The 16,140-nt window shown below is 66.7% G+C and carries 10 protein-coding genes; 9 read left to right on the top strand and 1 reads right to left on the bottom strand.

All coding sequences use genetic code 11. From position 1 onward, the window contains the following. Positions 1-49 precede the first annotated feature (49 nt). The 5 genes from ACIBJB_RS03365 to ACIBJB_RS03345 all read left to right on the top strand — a co-directional run bounded on the left by ACIBJB_RS03365 (position 50) and on the right by ACIBJB_RS03345 (position 12,156). A complete protein-coding gene (locus ACIBJB_RS03365) occupies positions 50-1,138 on the top strand; it encodes a DUF4007 family protein (RefSeq protein ID WP_398925997.1) in 1,089 nt (362 codons plus the stop codon). Next, entirely contained in the window at positions 1,135-4,716 is a 3,582-nt protein-coding gene (locus ACIBJB_RS03360; protein ID WP_398925995.1) for an ATP-binding protein, read from the top strand. The genes ACIBJB_RS03365 and ACIBJB_RS03360 overlap by 4 nt, the downstream gene beginning before the upstream one ends. Then, positions 4,713-5,546, top strand: a complete 834-nt coding sequence (locus ACIBJB_RS03355) for a phosphoadenosine phosphosulfate reductase family protein (RefSeq protein WP_398925993.1) — start codon at positions 4,713-4,715, stop codon at positions 5,544-5,546. Before ACIBJB_RS03360 ends, ACIBJB_RS03355 begins: the two co-directional genes overlap by 4 nt. A gap of 529 nt (positions 5,547-6,075) precedes the next feature. Further along, on the top strand, positions 6,076-11,304 hold the full coding sequence (locus ACIBJB_RS03350; RefSeq protein ID WP_398925991.1) for a sacsin N-terminal ATP-binding-like domain-containing protein: 5,229 nt from the start codon (positions 6,076-6,078) through the stop codon (positions 11,302-11,304). Between the two features lie 435 nt (positions 11,305-11,739). After that, positions 11,740-12,156 (top strand): hypothetical protein, encoded by a 417-nt coding sequence (locus ACIBJB_RS03345; RefSeq protein ID WP_398925989.1) that lies wholly within the window; start codon positions 11,740-11,742, stop codon positions 12,154-12,156. Positions 12,157-12,357: 201 nt separating this feature from the next. Here ACIBJB_RS03345 and ACIBJB_RS03340 read toward each other — a convergent pair whose 3' ends face one another. Next, positions 12,358-13,374: a hypothetical protein gene (locus tag ACIBJB_RS03340; protein WP_398925987.1), complete on the bottom strand. Its 1,017-nt coding sequence runs from the start codon at positions 13,372-13,374 to the stop codon at positions 12,358-12,360. A 189-nt stretch (positions 13,375-13,563) separates the two neighbouring features. Between ACIBJB_RS03340 and ACIBJB_RS03335 the strand changes: the two genes are divergently transcribed. From ACIBJB_RS03335 to ACIBJB_RS03320, 4 genes are all read left to right on the top strand, one after another. Then, complete coding sequence (locus tag ACIBJB_RS03335; protein ID WP_398925985.1) at positions 13,564-14,178, top strand: hypothetical protein; 615 nt, start codon at positions 13,564-13,566, stop codon at positions 14,176-14,178. Positions 14,179-14,327: 149 nt separating this feature from the next. Then, complete coding sequence (locus ACIBJB_RS03330) at positions 14,328-14,747, top strand: head decoration protein (RefSeq protein WP_398925983.1); 420 nt, start codon at positions 14,328-14,330, stop codon at positions 14,745-14,747. A gap of 12 nt (positions 14,748-14,759) precedes the next feature. Then, positions 14,760-15,815 (top strand): major capsid protein, encoded by a 1,056-nt coding sequence (locus ACIBJB_RS03325; RefSeq protein ID WP_398925981.1) that lies wholly within the window; start codon positions 14,760-14,762, stop codon positions 15,813-15,815. Beyond that, on the top strand, positions 15,815-16,138 hold the full coding sequence (locus tag ACIBJB_RS03320; RefSeq protein WP_398925979.1) for a hypothetical protein: 324 nt from the start codon (positions 15,815-15,817) through the stop codon (positions 16,136-16,138). Before ACIBJB_RS03325 ends, ACIBJB_RS03320 begins: the two co-directional genes overlap by 1 nt. Positions 16,139-16,140 lie beyond the last annotated feature (2 nt).

The raw sequence follows: 16,140 nt of genomic DNA, 5'->3' as shown, positions 1-16,140 counted from the left end.
CGTTTAACACCTTGTTAGAGCAATCGCATTGGACACAGAGAGGTCCCGAATGTCAGACAGCCGGCTTGGGGAAGCCGCCCATTTTGCCTTCGCGCGACACGAGACGTTCGCGCCCCGCTTCGGCTGGCTGCACAAGGCGTATATGCAGGTGAAGGATGACCCGAGCGCGTTCCTCGCGGATGACGCGCCGGTGATGTTCGGCGTGGGCAAGAACATGGTCAACGCCATGCGGTACTGGTCGAGGGCGTTCAAACTGACCCGTGAGCACTACCCGACGCAGGGGGCACGCTCCAAGTACTCCTTCCCCACCTGGGAAGCCCGATGGCTTCTCGACGAGGACGGCGCCGACCCCTATCTAGAGGAGAACGGCAGTCTCTGGCTGCTTCACTGGTGGCTGGTTTCGTCCCGTCCCGGGGCCAAAAGCTGGGCGCCGACCTGGTACACGGCCTTCCATCTCGCGCCGTTTTCCCGGTTCACGGTCGCGGACATGACGCAGGTTGTCACCCGCCACGTGAACTTCTCCTACAAGGAGAGCCCAGTCGAAGCGTCGATCGTCCGCGACATCGACTGCGTCACCAAGATGTATGCGCGCAGCGCACCGGAGAAGGCCGGCTCCCCGGGTAGCTACGAGGACTTGCTCGCGTGCCCCTTCCGCGACCTTGACCTGCTCACCTTCGTCGGCACACGCGGCAAGCCCGAGTGGCAGTTCACCAGCGGGCACCGCACCACGTTGCCCGCTCGTGTGCTGGCCTACGCCTGCCTTGACTTCGCCGCCAAGTTCTCTCGCCAGCCCAACTCGATCTCCGTAGCCCGCCTCGCCAACGAGCCGGGTTCCCCGGGGCGCGCCTTCCGCGTCCGGGAGAACGAGATTGTTCTGGCGCTGCAGAAGATCGCCGCGGATCACCCGCAGCTCAACCTGACCGAGGCCGTGGGACAGCGCAGCCTCGCCTTCACCGCCGACCCCTTCGTCTTGGCTTGGGAAGTGCTCGACGAGCAGTACGACTTCGTCACTCGCCGCCCCGGCTTCCCCACCCGTGAAGAGTGGGCCGCCAAGTTCCCCAAGCTTGCTGAGGCTGAGCAGAAGGAACTCACCACGGACACCGAGAACACCGAGCGGCTCTTTGAGGAGATCGCGTGACCACCGCAACCCCCACGCGGACCTTTAGCAGCCCGGCGAGCACCGCCCAGCAGTTCCCCGCCGGCATCGAACTCGTCGGCTCCCAGATGCGCTCGACCAATCTCGAGCGCGACGTCGAGGACACACTGCACGACCCCTACGTCGGCGCTCGCGCCGTCGACGTCCTGGAGCGCATCGCGAGTGCGCTGTCCGACCAACGCCGCACGCGCGCTTGGTCGTTCACCGGTCCATATGGGTCCGGCAAATCCACCCTGTCCAACTTCATTGACGCCCTCCTCGGCCGCGATGCTAAGCGGCGCAGCGAGGCCGAGCGCATCCTCGACGAGGCCAGCCCCGCCCTTGCCCAGCGCCTGGCCACAGCACGCGATGCCATCGCACCTGAGGGATTCCTCGGCGGCGTAGCCACCGCACGCCGCGAATCCCTGGTCACCACCCTTGCCCGGGCCCTGAACACCGCGGCGGAGCGACGCTGGGGCAAGCGCGTCCCGAAGGCCATCGCCGTAGCCCTCGCTGCGTGCGCCGACCCGGACAGCGCCGGCGCCAAGCACATCCTCGACGCCGTCACCGCGCTGACGGCAGACGGGCAACAACCCCTGCTCCTGGTCATCGACGAGTTCGGCAAAACGCTGGAACACCTCGCCGGCCACAACGAGTTCGCCGACGCCCAGCACGACCTGTTCCTCCTGCAGGAACTCGCAGAGAAGGCTGCAGGCCCCAACGGGCTGCCCGTCTATCTGATGACCCTGCAGCACCTGTCGTTCATGGACTACGCCTCACGGTCCAGCGAACTCAAGACACGCGAATGGGCCAAGATCCAGGGACGCTTCGAAGACATCACCTTCGTTCCCCACCACGGCGACTCCCTGCACCTACTGCGCCGCCGGCTCGACCGCTCCGCTGTCAGCCCTGCGGGACAGACCCTGATCACCACGTCGGCCGAAGCGGCCGCGGACATCTGGACGGAACACGGTCTCGGGGTCCTTGCCGAACTCGGCCCCGACCATTTCGCGGACCTCTACCCGCTGCACCCGATCACGGCCCTCGCCGCGCCGATCCTCGCCGCCCAGATCGGCCAGCACGACCGCAGCCTTTCCGGCTTCCTGAACAGCGGTGAGCCCAACACCGTTCGCCACACACTGGCCCGGCACAGCACCGAGAACGCGGACCACGCCAGCACGGTGCGCCTACCTCAGCTGTACGACTACTTCCTCAACTCCGGGCGCACCACCCTCCTGGCCTCCTCCAACGCAAGCCGGTGGATCGAGGTCGACATGCGCATCCGGGACGCCAACGGTCTCTCGGAAGCCGACCAGGACGTTCTGAAGACCATCGGCGTTCTCAACCTGATCGACTCCGACGGTGCCCTGAGCGCCACCGCGCCGATGATCCACTTCGCCCTCCACGACCCCACCGACGTCGCCGACGCCGAGGCCTTCACCGCGCTCGAAGAACGGCTGGCCGACCTCGTCCGCCGGGGCTTCGTGGTCCACCGCGAATTCAGCGGCGAATACCGGGTCTGGCAGGGCACGGACGTCGACATCGACGGCCAGATCAAGGAGATCATCGCCCACCTCGATGCTCCCTCGGTCATCCGCCGGCTCAGCAGCCTCGTCCCGCAGGCATTCGTGGCTGGCCGCCACAGCCAGGTCACCGGCATGATGCGCGTGTTCTACACCGCGGTCAGTGGCCCCGAGACTGGGACGGTCGCTGCCCCAGACAAGTTGAAGGAACCCGCCGACGGCCTCGTCGTGTTCCACCTTGGGACCGAGGAGGACCGGCCCACCGTCGATGCATCTCTGCCGGTCCTCGTCGGTACCACCCCTAACCCCGACGTGGTGCTGACCACGGCCACATACCTGGTCGCGCTGAAGGAGCTCGGCAACGAGCAGGGCCTCGACCACGTCGCCAGGCGAGAAGTCACCGAGCGGATCGTTCAGGCCGAGGCTGAGCTGCTGGAACTGCTGCAGGAAGCCTTCTACCCCCCGTCGGCCGAAGCGTCCTGGAGCCTGTGGCACACCGGCATCGCTGCCGGTGAAGAACCTGCTGCCGCCGGACTCACGGCCCGCAGCCTCAGCGGACTGGTCTCCCTGGCCTGCGAGTCGGTGTACCCGCACACGCCCCACATCCGCAATGAGATGCTCGGGCGCCACGTCCTGACGAGTCAGGCCGCCCAGGCCCGCGGCATACTGCTGACTGCCATGCTCGCTGCCTCCGGCGAGAAGAACCTCGGCTTTAGTGACGGCTACCGGGCCGAGCGCGCCATGTACAGCGGTGTCCTGGCCTTCCTCGGCCTGCACCGCGAAAACGGTGTGGCCCAGGCCGAGAACCATGTGGAGAGCCTCCTTCCGTACGGGTTTTCTCCGCCCGGTGAAGGCCACGAGCACGCCCAGCCCGCCTGGAATGCCCTCAACGACGTCCTGACCGGTGCCACCGAGCGCCTGAGTATCGAGGAGGTCATCCGCAACCTCATGAGCCCGCCTTACGGGCTTAAGGCCGGCATGGTCCCGGTGTTCTTGATCCCGGCCCTGGTCATCCGCCGCCACGACGTCGCCCTGTTCGAAGAAGGCACCTACCTGCCTCGGCTGACCATCGACGTGGTCGAGCGCCTCGTCAAGGGCCCGCAACGCTTCTCGGTCAAGTACACGCCAGCCGGAGACGGGCAGCGTGGCAGCATCATCAAGAAGCTGATGGTGTCGCTTGGTGTGGAGGCACCGCGCTCCAAGGCCCTGCGTAACCCCGACCTTCTGTCCGTGGCCAGTGCGCTGATCATGCGCGTGGCCGATCTCCACAAGTACGCGCGCACTACCAAGAACGTGTCTGCCGACGCCCGCGCCGTGCGAGCCACGATCGCCGGCGCGTTGGACCCCGACGAACTGATCTTCCACGCGCTGCCGAAGGCGCTCGGACTGCCCGAGATCCCGGCCCGTACGCGCGCCAACGTGGAAGCGGCGAACGCCTACGTCGAACGGCTCACCGAGGCGGCGGACGAACTTGTCGCCATCGACAGTCAGCTGCGGGCCGAGGTCGTCGGCGTCCTCGCGAAGGAGTTCCGCCTGCCGGCCGAATTGCCGGAGCTGCGTGCACAGCTGGTTGCCCGGCTGCGAGGCTTCGCGGACGCGGTGCTGACCCCGGAACTCCGAGGCTTCGTCGACTTCGTCCTCAGCGACAGCCTGGAGGACAACGACTGGCTGGAGCCCATCGTCGTCCGCCTGACCAACTCCGCGCTCGGCGACTGGAACGACCACGAAGCCAAAGTCTTCCCGCAGAAGGCACGCGCGATGGCCGCGGCCCTCGACCGGGTCGGACACCTGCACCATGCCGGGAACGAAATCCAGGGCCGGGAAGAGAAACTCGACGCGCAGTTGTTGACCTTGACCGACAGCGCCGGTGTGGAACAACGCACCTTGATCTATGTGCCGGAGCAGGCCCGCAGCGAGGCCAGCAGCCTGGCTGCTGACGTCCTGAAGCAGGCGGAGAAGGCTCTCGGCCCGGACGGGGCCCGAATTCTGCTTGCGGCACTCGCTCAGCGCGTGACCGATGCCGCGACAGCGGCGAGTGAAAGGAAGGCACAGGGATGACCGACGGAGCCGACACTCAGAAGGTCCGGCACGTGCTCGGTATCTCCGGCGGCAAGGACTCCTCTGCGCTCGCCGTCTACATGCGCGACCGAGTCCCGGAGATGGAGTACTTCTTCTGCGACACCGGCGCTGAACTACCGGAAACCTACGAGTACCTCAACCGGCTTGAGGCCGCCCTCGGCAAGTCCATCGTGCGGCTGAACGCCGACCGCGACTTCGACCACTGGATGGAGGTCTACCAGGGCACGCTGCCCAGCCCGCAGATGCGCTGGTGCACCAAGAACCTCAAGATCAAGCCCCTGGAGGACTGGGTCGGCGACGACAAGGTCATCTCCTACGTCGCCATCCGAGCCGACGAGAACCGAATCGGCTACGTCAGCACCAAGCCGAACATCGATGCGGTCTTCCCCTTCCGCGAGGACGGCATCGACAAGGAAGGTGTGATGCGCATCCTTGACGAGGCGGGCATCGGTCTGCCCGACTACTACGAGTGGCGAACGCGCTCGGGATGCTACTTCTGCTTCTTCCAGCGCAAGCACGAGTGGGTCGGCCTCAAGGAACGCCACCCCGACCTGTTCGATCGGGCTGTCGAGTACGAAGAGAAGGTCCGCTACCGGCACACGGCTATGAAGGGCCGCAACTACACCTGGTCACAAGGCGAGTCGCTGCCTGAGCTCATAGAGCGCAAGGACGAGATCGAGGCCAAGCACGAGGCGGCTCTAGACCGTGCGGCCAAGCGCATCAAGCCTAACCGGCCTCTCCTGGAAGTCCTTTCGGACGCGCTCGACTCCGACGACGACGAAGCTGGCTGCTCCGTCTGCCACCTCTGACGCGCAAGTGAATGGGTGGCCCGGCCGGTGTCCACCGGCCGGGCTACGAGTCCGCCGCCGCGTCTCCCGCCAGTGCCGTCCCGTCAATTGGCCCGCTGCTAGTGCAAACCCTCGCTCGGGACGCACGCAGTCGGACGCACTCGACAACCGACCGCCCGCTCCATCTTGACCTGGAGCGAGCGGTCGCGGTGCTGGCCAGCGTTCTGCATGTAGCTGCAGATCTCGCGGCTTGTCTGGAGTCTGTTGACGATCTGCGGTCCGCGAGGCGATCTTCTCGCCTGCAATCGGGCGGCGTCCGCGAGGACGGCGACGCCGTTGTTGCGCTTGCCCCTCTTCCCATGGCCCTCACGGATCGCGCGTGCGATGTCAGTGGTCGCCCGTACTGTCGGCGTCAGGACTTTTGGGTGCCGAGCGCCACTGCGGCGTGACGGCGTTCCGAAACGCATCGGGGGAGCGAAGAGTGGCCGACGGGCAGAGGCGAGTAAAGCCGTCCAAGGGCCTTGGTGGCTCGGCCAGGCGGAAGCGTGTCGTGGCCACGGCGGTCATGGAGGCGGAGGGATGTCTCGCGGATCTTGAACGCGGACGCCTCGCTGCTCTCGAGCTCAAAGAGATCACCGAACAGATGCTCTCGCCCGAGTACGAGGGCCGCGTGTTGGTTGAACTGCTGCAGAACGCGCATGACGCCCACCCGGTTCGTCACGGCGGCGGACGCGTCGAGTTGCTGCTCGACGAGGACGAGGGCGAGCACGGTGTTCTCTACGTGGCGAACGGCGGAAGGCCTCTCGGCCCGAGGAACTTCAAGGCGCTGTGCAGCGTCGGCCTGTCGAGCAAGCGACCCGACGAGGGCATCGGCCACAAGGGCGTCGGATTCAAGAGCGTACTGCAACTTACCGTCGCCCCCGAGGTGTACAGCGTCGTGGGCCCGGCTTCCAAGAGTTTCGACGGGTTCTGCTTTCGCTTCGCCCGGGAGACCGACTTCGACTGGCTTGCCGAACAGGCCGCCCCCGGCCGGGTCGACGCCGCCGATCAACTACGAGCGAACCTTTCGTCGTTGAAGGCACCGGTGCCAGTGGACGCCGTCCCGACTGCCGTGATGCCGTTCCGTCGCCGTGGGATGGTGACCGTGGTCCGACTTCCGCTGCGGTCCGTCGAGGCGAGACGGGAGGCTGTACGCCAACTGCGTGAACTGACCGATGATGGGGCGCCGTTCGAACTCTTTCTGGACCGCCTCGGAAAGGTGACCGCGGTTCACCGGGCGGAGGGCGAGGAGCGGCGCAAGGTCTACACACGCCACGTGGAGACGCTCTTCACTTCCCGAGGTCTCAGGGTCCAGCGCATCACGCTGCGCCGCCGCCTGCGTCTAGTCATGGTCACGGCAGCTGTGAACCGTGAGCGTGCGCACCAGGCCGCTGCCGCGGGCCTGGGGTCCGGACCATTGAAGGCCGGCTGGCAGGCGCTGGCCGACTCGGCTGTGGTCAGTGTGGCGGTTCCGGCGGGTGAGCCGTTGACGCGCGGGAGGCTGTACACGTTCCTGCCCATGGGACAGCAGACAGCCTGCCCGGTCCGCGGCTTCGTCAACGCCCCCTTCGTGACCGACGTAAGCCGTCAGAAGATGTCCGAGTCCCTCCCGTGGAACGACCTGCTGCTCGACACCGCAGCCGAAGTGTGTGCGAATGCGGCCATTTTGGCAGACGAACGGCGCGTCGAGATGCCCGCGGGTTCCCTCGTCGACCTCATGTGCTGGGAACACGGCCAGTTGCGCCGCCTAGAGGTGGCCTTCAAGGCGCGGGACCGTGAGTTCAACGACGTTCCGTTCATGCCCGTACTGCACCCCGCCGGTGCCTGCACATCGTTCCGGTACGGCTACTTGTGGCGCCGCCCGGAGCAGGCCCGGGTGTTCACCCCGCAGGCCGTGGCCGATGCCGGAGTCGGACAACTGATCGACCCCGCGCTCCACCCCCGGCGCATTGACAGGCTGGTCGAGCTGGGGACAGCCCGCGGTCTGGGGCTCGTCCCGCCGCCTTCCGTACTCGCCGGCTGGGCCGAGCGGCTCGCATCGGCTCTCGCTCAGGGAAACTTCGACGCGGGGCGGTGGGCGGACTACTACTACGACCTGTCGGTCTGCTTTCCTCGCACCGTTGAGGAGCTCAAGGGCAAAAAGATCGTCTTCACGGCCGACGGGAGGCTGGCTACGGCGGGAGACGCGGGGCTGTTCATCCGCAGCACGGGCAGTGCGGCGGCGGCCGTGACCGGCCTTCCGTCCGGACTCGCGGAGCGCATCTCCTTCGTCCACGGCGAGATCGCCTGGACCGGAAGGAAGGGAAGTCGTCGGGCGCGTGGCCGAAGCTGGCTGGCGGAGCAGGGTCTAGTGCGGGATTACAGCCCGGAAGCTGTCCTGGACGTACTGGGTGAAGCCATGCGGACGGCCCGCGAAGACGACGAAGCACTGCGCGACTGCCTCCTGTTCGCCTGCACCATGTGGGCGTCGTCCCGCAGCCGCGGCGGCAAGGGAACCGTGGTCAAGGGATTGCTGGTGCCCGGTCGAAAGGGCTGGGTCCCGGCTTCGGAAGCCATGTTCGGAGAGGGCTGGCCGGGCGAGCACAGCAACATCGACGGGACGCTGCCCCGTTTTCTGGAGCGCACCGCAGGGGTCTCCCGGGCCCTGGCCACCGCCGCCGACCGAGTCGTTCGACCGGCTCAGGAGATCTGCGCGGGCACCCCAACCGACGCACAGACCCTCCGGCTCTTCCTTGAAGACCAGGGCGTCTGCCACGGTCTGCTGCCGACGTACATCACCTCGCATCAGCCGGTGAAGGGGGAACGCCTCAACTACCCGTCAGATTTTCCCGGTCTGTGGGCAGTAGACCTCAACCGGGACGAACTGACCCAATGGCGTTCGACCGCCGAGCAATGGCCCAGCCGACGTGATGACCTTTACGCGACCGTTGACTACCGTCCGGCACAGAAGAAGGTAGCCATGCTTCCCGGTCAGCGGGACTACGCCGCTTTCGACGAGGAGAGTCGGCGACTCTATGCAGAGCTGATTGTCCATGGCCTGGAAAGATGGCCCGCGAAGGCGCTTGAGTTCCGCTTCACGGGAGGCTCCGACCGAGAGGGCACGCCATGGCCGACCCCGCTGGCGGCGTTCCTGAGCCGGGCGCCGTGGATTCCCCAGTCCGGCGATGACGAGGACGCACCCGCCTTCACGACGGCCAGCGCCGTGTGGTGGTGGGCTGATAGGGACGCGCCGCCCGCATTCCTCACAGTCGCCTCTCCCGTGCTGCGCCGACGGCAGTCGAACCGCGTCCTAGAGCGGCTGCGTCTGCTCGGTGTGCGCCGGTGGGACGCTTCGGAAACCGCCGCAGACCGGCTACGTCACCTCCCCGACCTCCTTCGCCGCAGGCCCCAACTGCGGCAGGGGCCACTCGGGCACCTTGTGCGCAGGGCGTACGAACAGGCATGGGCGGATCTGCTTCCTCGTCCCGGTACACGATCCTGGCAGCAGCCCGGAACGCTGACCGAACTCCTCGTGAGCCGTGCCGAGATGCTGGGTGTCGTCACGCCGGACCCCGAAACCGAGACGGTCTATGTGCCTGATGTACGGGGAACGCAGAATCGGAAGCTGCTCGACCAGGTGCCCGTGCCCGTCCTCCCCGTCGACGACCGGGCTCTGGGCGAACGCGTCCACGCCCACCTGGCGGCGCAAGGACGATTCGCAATCCGGCGCACCAGCGAGGCGGAGATCGACATCCGCGTAGACGTACTGCCTATCGCCGACGCACCCCGCGTACCTCTGCTAACCCTGGCCGGCCCCTGGCTGCGGACGCTTATGACAGCACTGGTCGAATTCGACGACGAGCGGTCCTCCAGGACCAGGGTCCCCTCCGCGCGACGCGTGAGGCGTCGGCTCCAGAGCTGCGGTGTCGTCCTGGCGGGGACGGCGGTCACGCACGTCGCCGGGCACACCCTCGACGATCCTGGCGACGACCGTTCCCTGCTGCACGAGGATCCGGATGAGCCCTGTCTCATCGTCGTGTGCGCGCGGCAGCGTTCCGACTGGCACGTGTTGCAGACCGCCGCGGCAGCTCTGAGCACGTTGATCGGAGCCCCGTACCTGGGCACGTCGGTACGGTTGGCTCTCATCGAACTGGAGCGTCGGGGCAGGTCCGTCACGGACGTCACGGAATCGGACATCGCCTCCGTGCTCGGGATCTCACCGCGGCGGCTGGAGGCGATCGTCGCCGACCGGGCCTCCATCCGCTCCGGCAGCGCACGTCTCGTCCCGTTGCTCGCTTGCCTCGACATCGGCCTCGCCGAAGAGCTGCAGCGAGCGCAGGAGAACCTGCACGACCGCGGAGAACTCCACGACTGGCTTGTCGCCCGGCTCCCCGTGGACCAAGCCGACCTGCTGCTCGGGCTCGTGGACGAGAACGACTGGCAGCGGAAGCTGTCGGTCGTGGGAGTGCCCCTGGCCGAGGCCAACGTGGCCTGGCGGACGCTGGGATTGCCCACCGTCGACAACTCGGAGACGCACCACCGGCAGTTCCAGGCATGGCTGCAGCAGAACCGCGCCCGACTGACCGACCGGGTCCGCGACGCCTACGCGGCGGAACACAAGGCGGGCAGACCCCTCACCGACTACGTACGGCTGCGATCGCTCCCCGGGCTGGAGCGGGACCCTCAATGGGCTCAGCGCCACTGGGACCTCTCCTCCGACCTCCTCGACGCCCACGCCGAGCAGTGGGCCGCCACGCACCTGCCTGCGCCACTGGCTCGGCAGGTGCGAGCACGCCCGGTGGCCGAGATCCGCGAAGCCTGCATTGACACCATCCACGCCCGCGTCCCCCGACTGCGCGCCCGCACGGAGGCGTGGCTGAACCGTCAAGGCAGCGAGAGCTCCTCGCTGCCGTCGGCCACCGATGTCGCGTATGCGATGGACTCTGAAGGGCTGCTCGACTTCGAGCCGATTGGCACCCGCGACGTGATCGCCTGGCTGCGCACGCATGGGTACTGGCCGGAGGGGATGCCAGCCACGGACCGGGCGGCCGACCTAGGCCTGCACGAACCTCCGACGCTCGCATCGAGCCAGGCCTCTGGAAACGGGCAGCCATCCGCTTCTCCAGGGCCATCCCTTCCCTTGAACGGCCGTGCCCTTCCGATCGGCCCCGACCACCTCCGAGAGCTGGCCCGGCAGGTGGCCGCCGACCTCACCCCCGAACAACTCGCCGCCCCGACACGCCCCGACACGCCAGCGACGCCGACCCTCCCCAGACAGCGCGCCTCGTCGGGGCGGGAAGGGCGCAGCGGTGGATTCCGGGTCATTACCCAGGACCCTCAGAAGAACATGGCGATCGGACTGGCCGGCGAAGTGGCCGTGGGCGCGTGGTTGGAGCGCCAGTTCGGCGTTCCCCGTGAGGAATCTTGGAAGTCCGGACTGCGTAGATATGTATACGCAGACGACTCGGGCGACGACACGCTCGGCTACGACTTCCGCATCCATGACGGTGAGCAGACGCTCCTCTATGAGGTAAAGGCATCGACCCAGGCCCAAGGCGAGATCATCCTTGGGGAGTCTGAGATCGAAAGAGCCTGTCACCTGCAGCGGGGCGAGACGTACGTGATCGTCTACGTCTCTTACGCCATGGATGGCGAGCGCCGCCGTATCACGCCGCTACCGAGCCCCTTCAGCGCCCCGGGACTCGCTGGCTACCAACTTCTCGGCACGTCCATGCGGTTGCGGTTTGAGATGCCGACCTGACCGGTAGCCGACGCTGGCCGCGCGTGGGAATTCCGATGATTAGTTGAGAGAGAACCGTACGGATCTGCGCACCCATCGCCCACAGCCCTGGGCTACGCCAGCGGGGTGAAGGAGCATGGCGAACCGGCATGGGCACCATGGGTCGGTTCTGCTCAGGCAGAGGATGAGGGTATGTCTCATGCCGTGACACCAGCCAGCCCGTCCGCCGCCTCCGTCAGATGTCTTGGGCGAGCGGCGGAACGGGACCTCTGACACGTGGCAACGATCGCGATGTTGGTCCAGCATTTGCAGGCACGCAGCGTACAGCCGCGAACCGCTCCTTTCCTCCACGATTCCCCAGCCTGGCGGTTGCTCAGAACGCCAGCGTGGTCCCTGGGCAGTACGGCTGCCGCTCAACTTAGAACCGCCCTTGCGGCGGCAGACCCACCGCCACGCGTGGAATTGCTGGGTTCCTGGACGACTCTGCAGCAGCAGCTCCAGAAGTCCCTGTCCCTGTTCGAAGGGCTACAGCCCCCGATCTACTCCCGGGAGACGTTGCGGGATACCCGGAGCCTTGTAGCCTCCTACGAGGAGAGCCGGTTCACCCAGCTAAGCGACAGCCTGGAGGCACTGGACGACGAGGACAACGACACGATCCAGACAGTGATCGACAGGGTTTCGTCCGTCCTCACCAACCTGCCACCAGAACAAGCGCGCCGCTGGAGAGCCGAGCTCGTAGCGGTCCTCGTCCTCGGGGACTTTCGCGAGCAGACCCGCGACATGAGCCCCGAAGACGCCGTCAGTTTCCTAGACGACACGATGCGCATCGTCCGAACCGTGATCCAGCACTGGGAACGGTGGGATCCTGCGTAATGGGCCTGCCGGCGGCTCGGCTTCGATGCCGTGACACCCGAGTGAGCACGCCTCAACGAGGTGCACCCGACAGCCTGCGCCGGCATGACCACCAGAATTGGCCTCGACATGAGGTGAGACGGCGCCGTGGACGCTGCTCGGCAACGAAGGCGGCCAACCGTGGCGGCAACGACCTCCTGGGCGCACGAACACCATGACAACTCAACCGCTCCACCAAGGCGTTTCGTCGATGTAGGACTCACTCCAGTCCTCCCGCCTGAGAGCCTCGGACCACTTGGTGGCCATGTGGGTTCCGTCGAGGAAGTACCCGCCAGGTCGTTCGGCCGGAACCTGCTGCTCTAGCAGTTGGATCACGTCGTTGTGAAGTCCTCTGAGGCGTCCCTCGTGGGCTAGCTCGACGCGATCAACGACGGACCGAAGAACCCCCATCCTGATCCCGGAATCAATGGATACAGAGACGAAATCTCCTTGCGTGTCTCTCGAATCACCGAAATCGAGGGCTGCCAGGAACGGTTCGTAGTACGCCTGGATGAACTTGTCAGGGTCAACTGGGAGTTCGATGGCTTCGGGCTCCTCCTCGACCGGATCAATGGCGAGGACCTTAAGTCTTTCACGGCCGTAGATATCCTTCGGGAAGTGAGCCGCGCAACCGTATGCGATGTCAGGCTTCTCCCTTCCGACTAGGCTGATAGTGCGCTTTTGATCCCTCATTGCCCGCTTCGTCTTGAGGTCCACATCGCCTGAGCGGCCTTTGGCCTCGGCTACGACCCAGCCACCGCTCGTCGTCTGCCCGAAGAAGTCGGCACGCCTCCTACTGCCAGGTACGAACGCGAGTCCGTGACGAGCCGCGTACCGATCTACATGCATGAGAAAGCGAACGGAGAGGACGCGCTCGCTGAAGATGCCCGTAAGAGCCTGTCCCAGGGCGTACGACAATGAGACCTTCTCGGACTGATCCAGTTCACGTGCTAGGTCCGAGCGCACCAGTGAGCCGTCGGACGTCCGCCTGATGTAGGCCGGGATCAGCGTGCTGCGGTGGATCCACTCGTAGACCGAAGTGACGCCGTGCTTCGACCGGTCCTCCGGCGCCCGCCCTGTTACGAACAGCGCGTGTGCGAGCTCGGCGGCTGAGAAGGTCATGAGGTCCGTGGGCCGGACATCGGACGGGAATTTCGTCGCCGTGTACCAGACGTTGAACTGATCCTGCTGCGCCGCCATGAAAGAACACTAGGCGACGGCACTGACACGCCGCTTGGACTCTTAACATGGCTGGTCGGCCAGGCAGACCATCACCCGACGCCCAGCGGCCGACCAGAGTTACTGCCCCATGAAGAAACGGACCGGTGCGGCTGATCGCTACACTGATCACTGGCGTGGGGGCGCTGGAGACCTGTGGACGGTTCACGCATGACACGCCCCTCGCCCGACGACGATTCCAACAAGCCCGGTGAGGCCACCGACATTGCGAGCGGCGGCGTCACGCAGGAGGATCTGTCGCGGCTGCTGGCCCGCGAGAAGACCCAAGGCGGCCGAGCCGCCGTCAAGAAGCTGCTCGGCGACCTCGGCTTCGAGACCTCCGAGTCGCTGATCGAGTTCGTCACCACGAAGCGCGACGCGGACCAGGCGGCGCTGACCGAAGTTGAGCGCCGCGAGCAGGCAGCCGAGGAGAAGCTGAAGGCGGCAGAGTTGCGCGAAGCCCAGGCGCTGGCTAGGGAACGTGCCGCCATCCGACGTGCCGCCCTCGCGGGGCTCGGTGCGGCGGGGGAGGACCTGGACGACGCGGTACTCCTCATCAACCGCGTTCTCGGAGACCAGCCCGACACTGACGAGGAGACGGTCATCTCTGCTGCTGAGCAGCTGAAGGAACGGCGTCCCGAACTGTTCGGCCCAGTCCGAGAGACCGCGCCGCCCGCTCCAGGCGGATCTCCTGCCGGTGGCCCACCGGCGCGCGGGGGCGTTCCGCCCAAGCCTGGAGCAGCAGGCCTCGACATGGCCCGGAGACGAGGGTTCATCACCGACTGACCCACGTCAGCCCTGTCATGGAAAAGCCCATGACCCCACCGGCGGGCAGGCCGGATACGGGGACCACGCCCCTACCCGATCCGTGGACGGCGCCACCAGCCCGGTGAGCGCGCGGCAGTTTCCGCGACCGTCCACTGGAGGTAGGGGCATTGTCCATCCAGCCCGTATCCCGGTCGGCGACGTACAGCGCGAACCGTGACTGGCTCGCCTCGCTGCACGGGACCGATCAGACCGAAACGATCACCCTCGACCTGTCGAAGTTCACGGCGAATACGCACTACTTCGCGTCGACCGACACCGATCAGCCGTACTCCCGCGTCGTGTCCGGCATCCCCGTCGGCAAGATCACCGCCTCCGGCCTCTTCGCGCCGTGGAACCCGGCGGCATCCGACGGCACCCAGGTCCTGGCCGGACTTGTCTTCGCCGAGGCGCTGTTCGCTCCCGGCTTCACGAAGGTCCCGGCCGCGCTCCTGTGGCACGGCGTCGTCAAGGCGTCCAAGGTGCCCGGCGGCATCGACACCACCAAGGTCACCTGGTCACCGACCGGTGCACAGATCCGGTTCGTGTGAGGTGACGAGCAAATGACCATCCAGGACCTCATAAAGGACGTCACCGTCCAGGACCTCACCGCATTCGCGCGGGCACTGCCCACGCCGGCGGACTTCCTCCTGAGCGGAGGCACGAACCCCGTCTTCCCGCAGCTTCAGCTCAACGACGTGAAGTGGCGGATCAAGGACTCCGGCCGCTACGTCTCCACCGCGAAGTACCGGGCGTACGACGCGTCGGTGCCGTTCGCATCCCGCGAGGCGTGGTCGAACGTCCGCGAGGGCATGCTGCCGCCCCTCGGGCAGAAGCTCGTGGTCGGTGAGCAGGAACAGCTCCTGCTGGAGGCATCCCGCAATGCGGACATGGACCGGCTGCTGGAGCTGCTGTACGACGACGTGGAGCGGCACGTCGAGGCCATCAAGTCCCGCGTGGAGCTGGCCGCTGCGGACGTGCTCCTCGACGGCAAGCTCACCATCAACGAGAACCAGTTCGTGACCGAGGTTGACTTCGGCGTCCCGGCCGGGAACATGCCGACGGCTGCGGTCCTGTGGTCCGATCCCGCCTCCGACCCGATCCGGGACGAACTGGCGTGGATTCAGTACCTCGATGACCTCGGCGCTCCCGAGCCCGCGTTGGTGCTGACCTCTCGGCGGGCGTTCAGCTACCTGGCCCTCAACAACGCCTATCGGGCGGCGTACTACGGATCGGTGAACCCGTCGACCACGCCGACCGCGAGCCTGACCCCGGAGCAGGTGAACGTCGTCCGGGGCAACTACGGACTGCCGCCGATCACCTTCTACAAGGCCCAGGTCCGCGTCGACGGCACGGCCGTGAAGTGCCTCCCGGACGACCGGTGGATCATGCTGCCACCTGACCGCTCGAAGTGGGGCAACATCCAGTGGGGCACGACCTCGGAGTCCCTCGTACTGTCCCGCGGCTCCAACCCGGCGATCGTGCGGGAGGACGCTCCCGGCCTGATCATCACGCGGGGAACGCAGGACGACCCCCCGCAGATCTGGACCAAGGGCGCGGCAGTCACCATGCCGGTACTGCACACGCCGGACGCGCACATCGTGGCGAAGGTGCTGTGATGGGGCGCCGACTGGTGGTCGCCGTGCACATTCGGCATCCGGTCACTCATGAGCCGCTCGTCCTCCTGCCGGGCGGGGAGCCGGATGAGGACCTGGCGGCGGCGATCACCAATCCGGACTGCTGGGAGCGGGACGAGGGATCTGGCGACGAGGAGCCGGAGGGCGGTGCGGTGACCGAGGCTGGGCAGAATCCCCCGGAGCCGGAGCCGGAGCCGGAGCCGGAGCCGGAGCCGGAGCCGGAGCCGGAGCCGGAGCCGGAGCCGGAGCCGGAGCCTGCCAGGACACCGCGGCGGCGTACGCCGAGGAAGACCGAGGCTGACTAGCA

Origin of the sequence: Streptomyces sp. NPDC050759 (assembly GCF_044456945.1) — a bacterium.
GTDB lineage: Bacteria > Actinomycetota > Actinomycetes > Streptomycetales > Streptomycetaceae > Streptomyces.
Note: the sequence above shows the minus strand (reverse complement) of the source record. Positions and strands in the feature narration are given on the sequence as shown.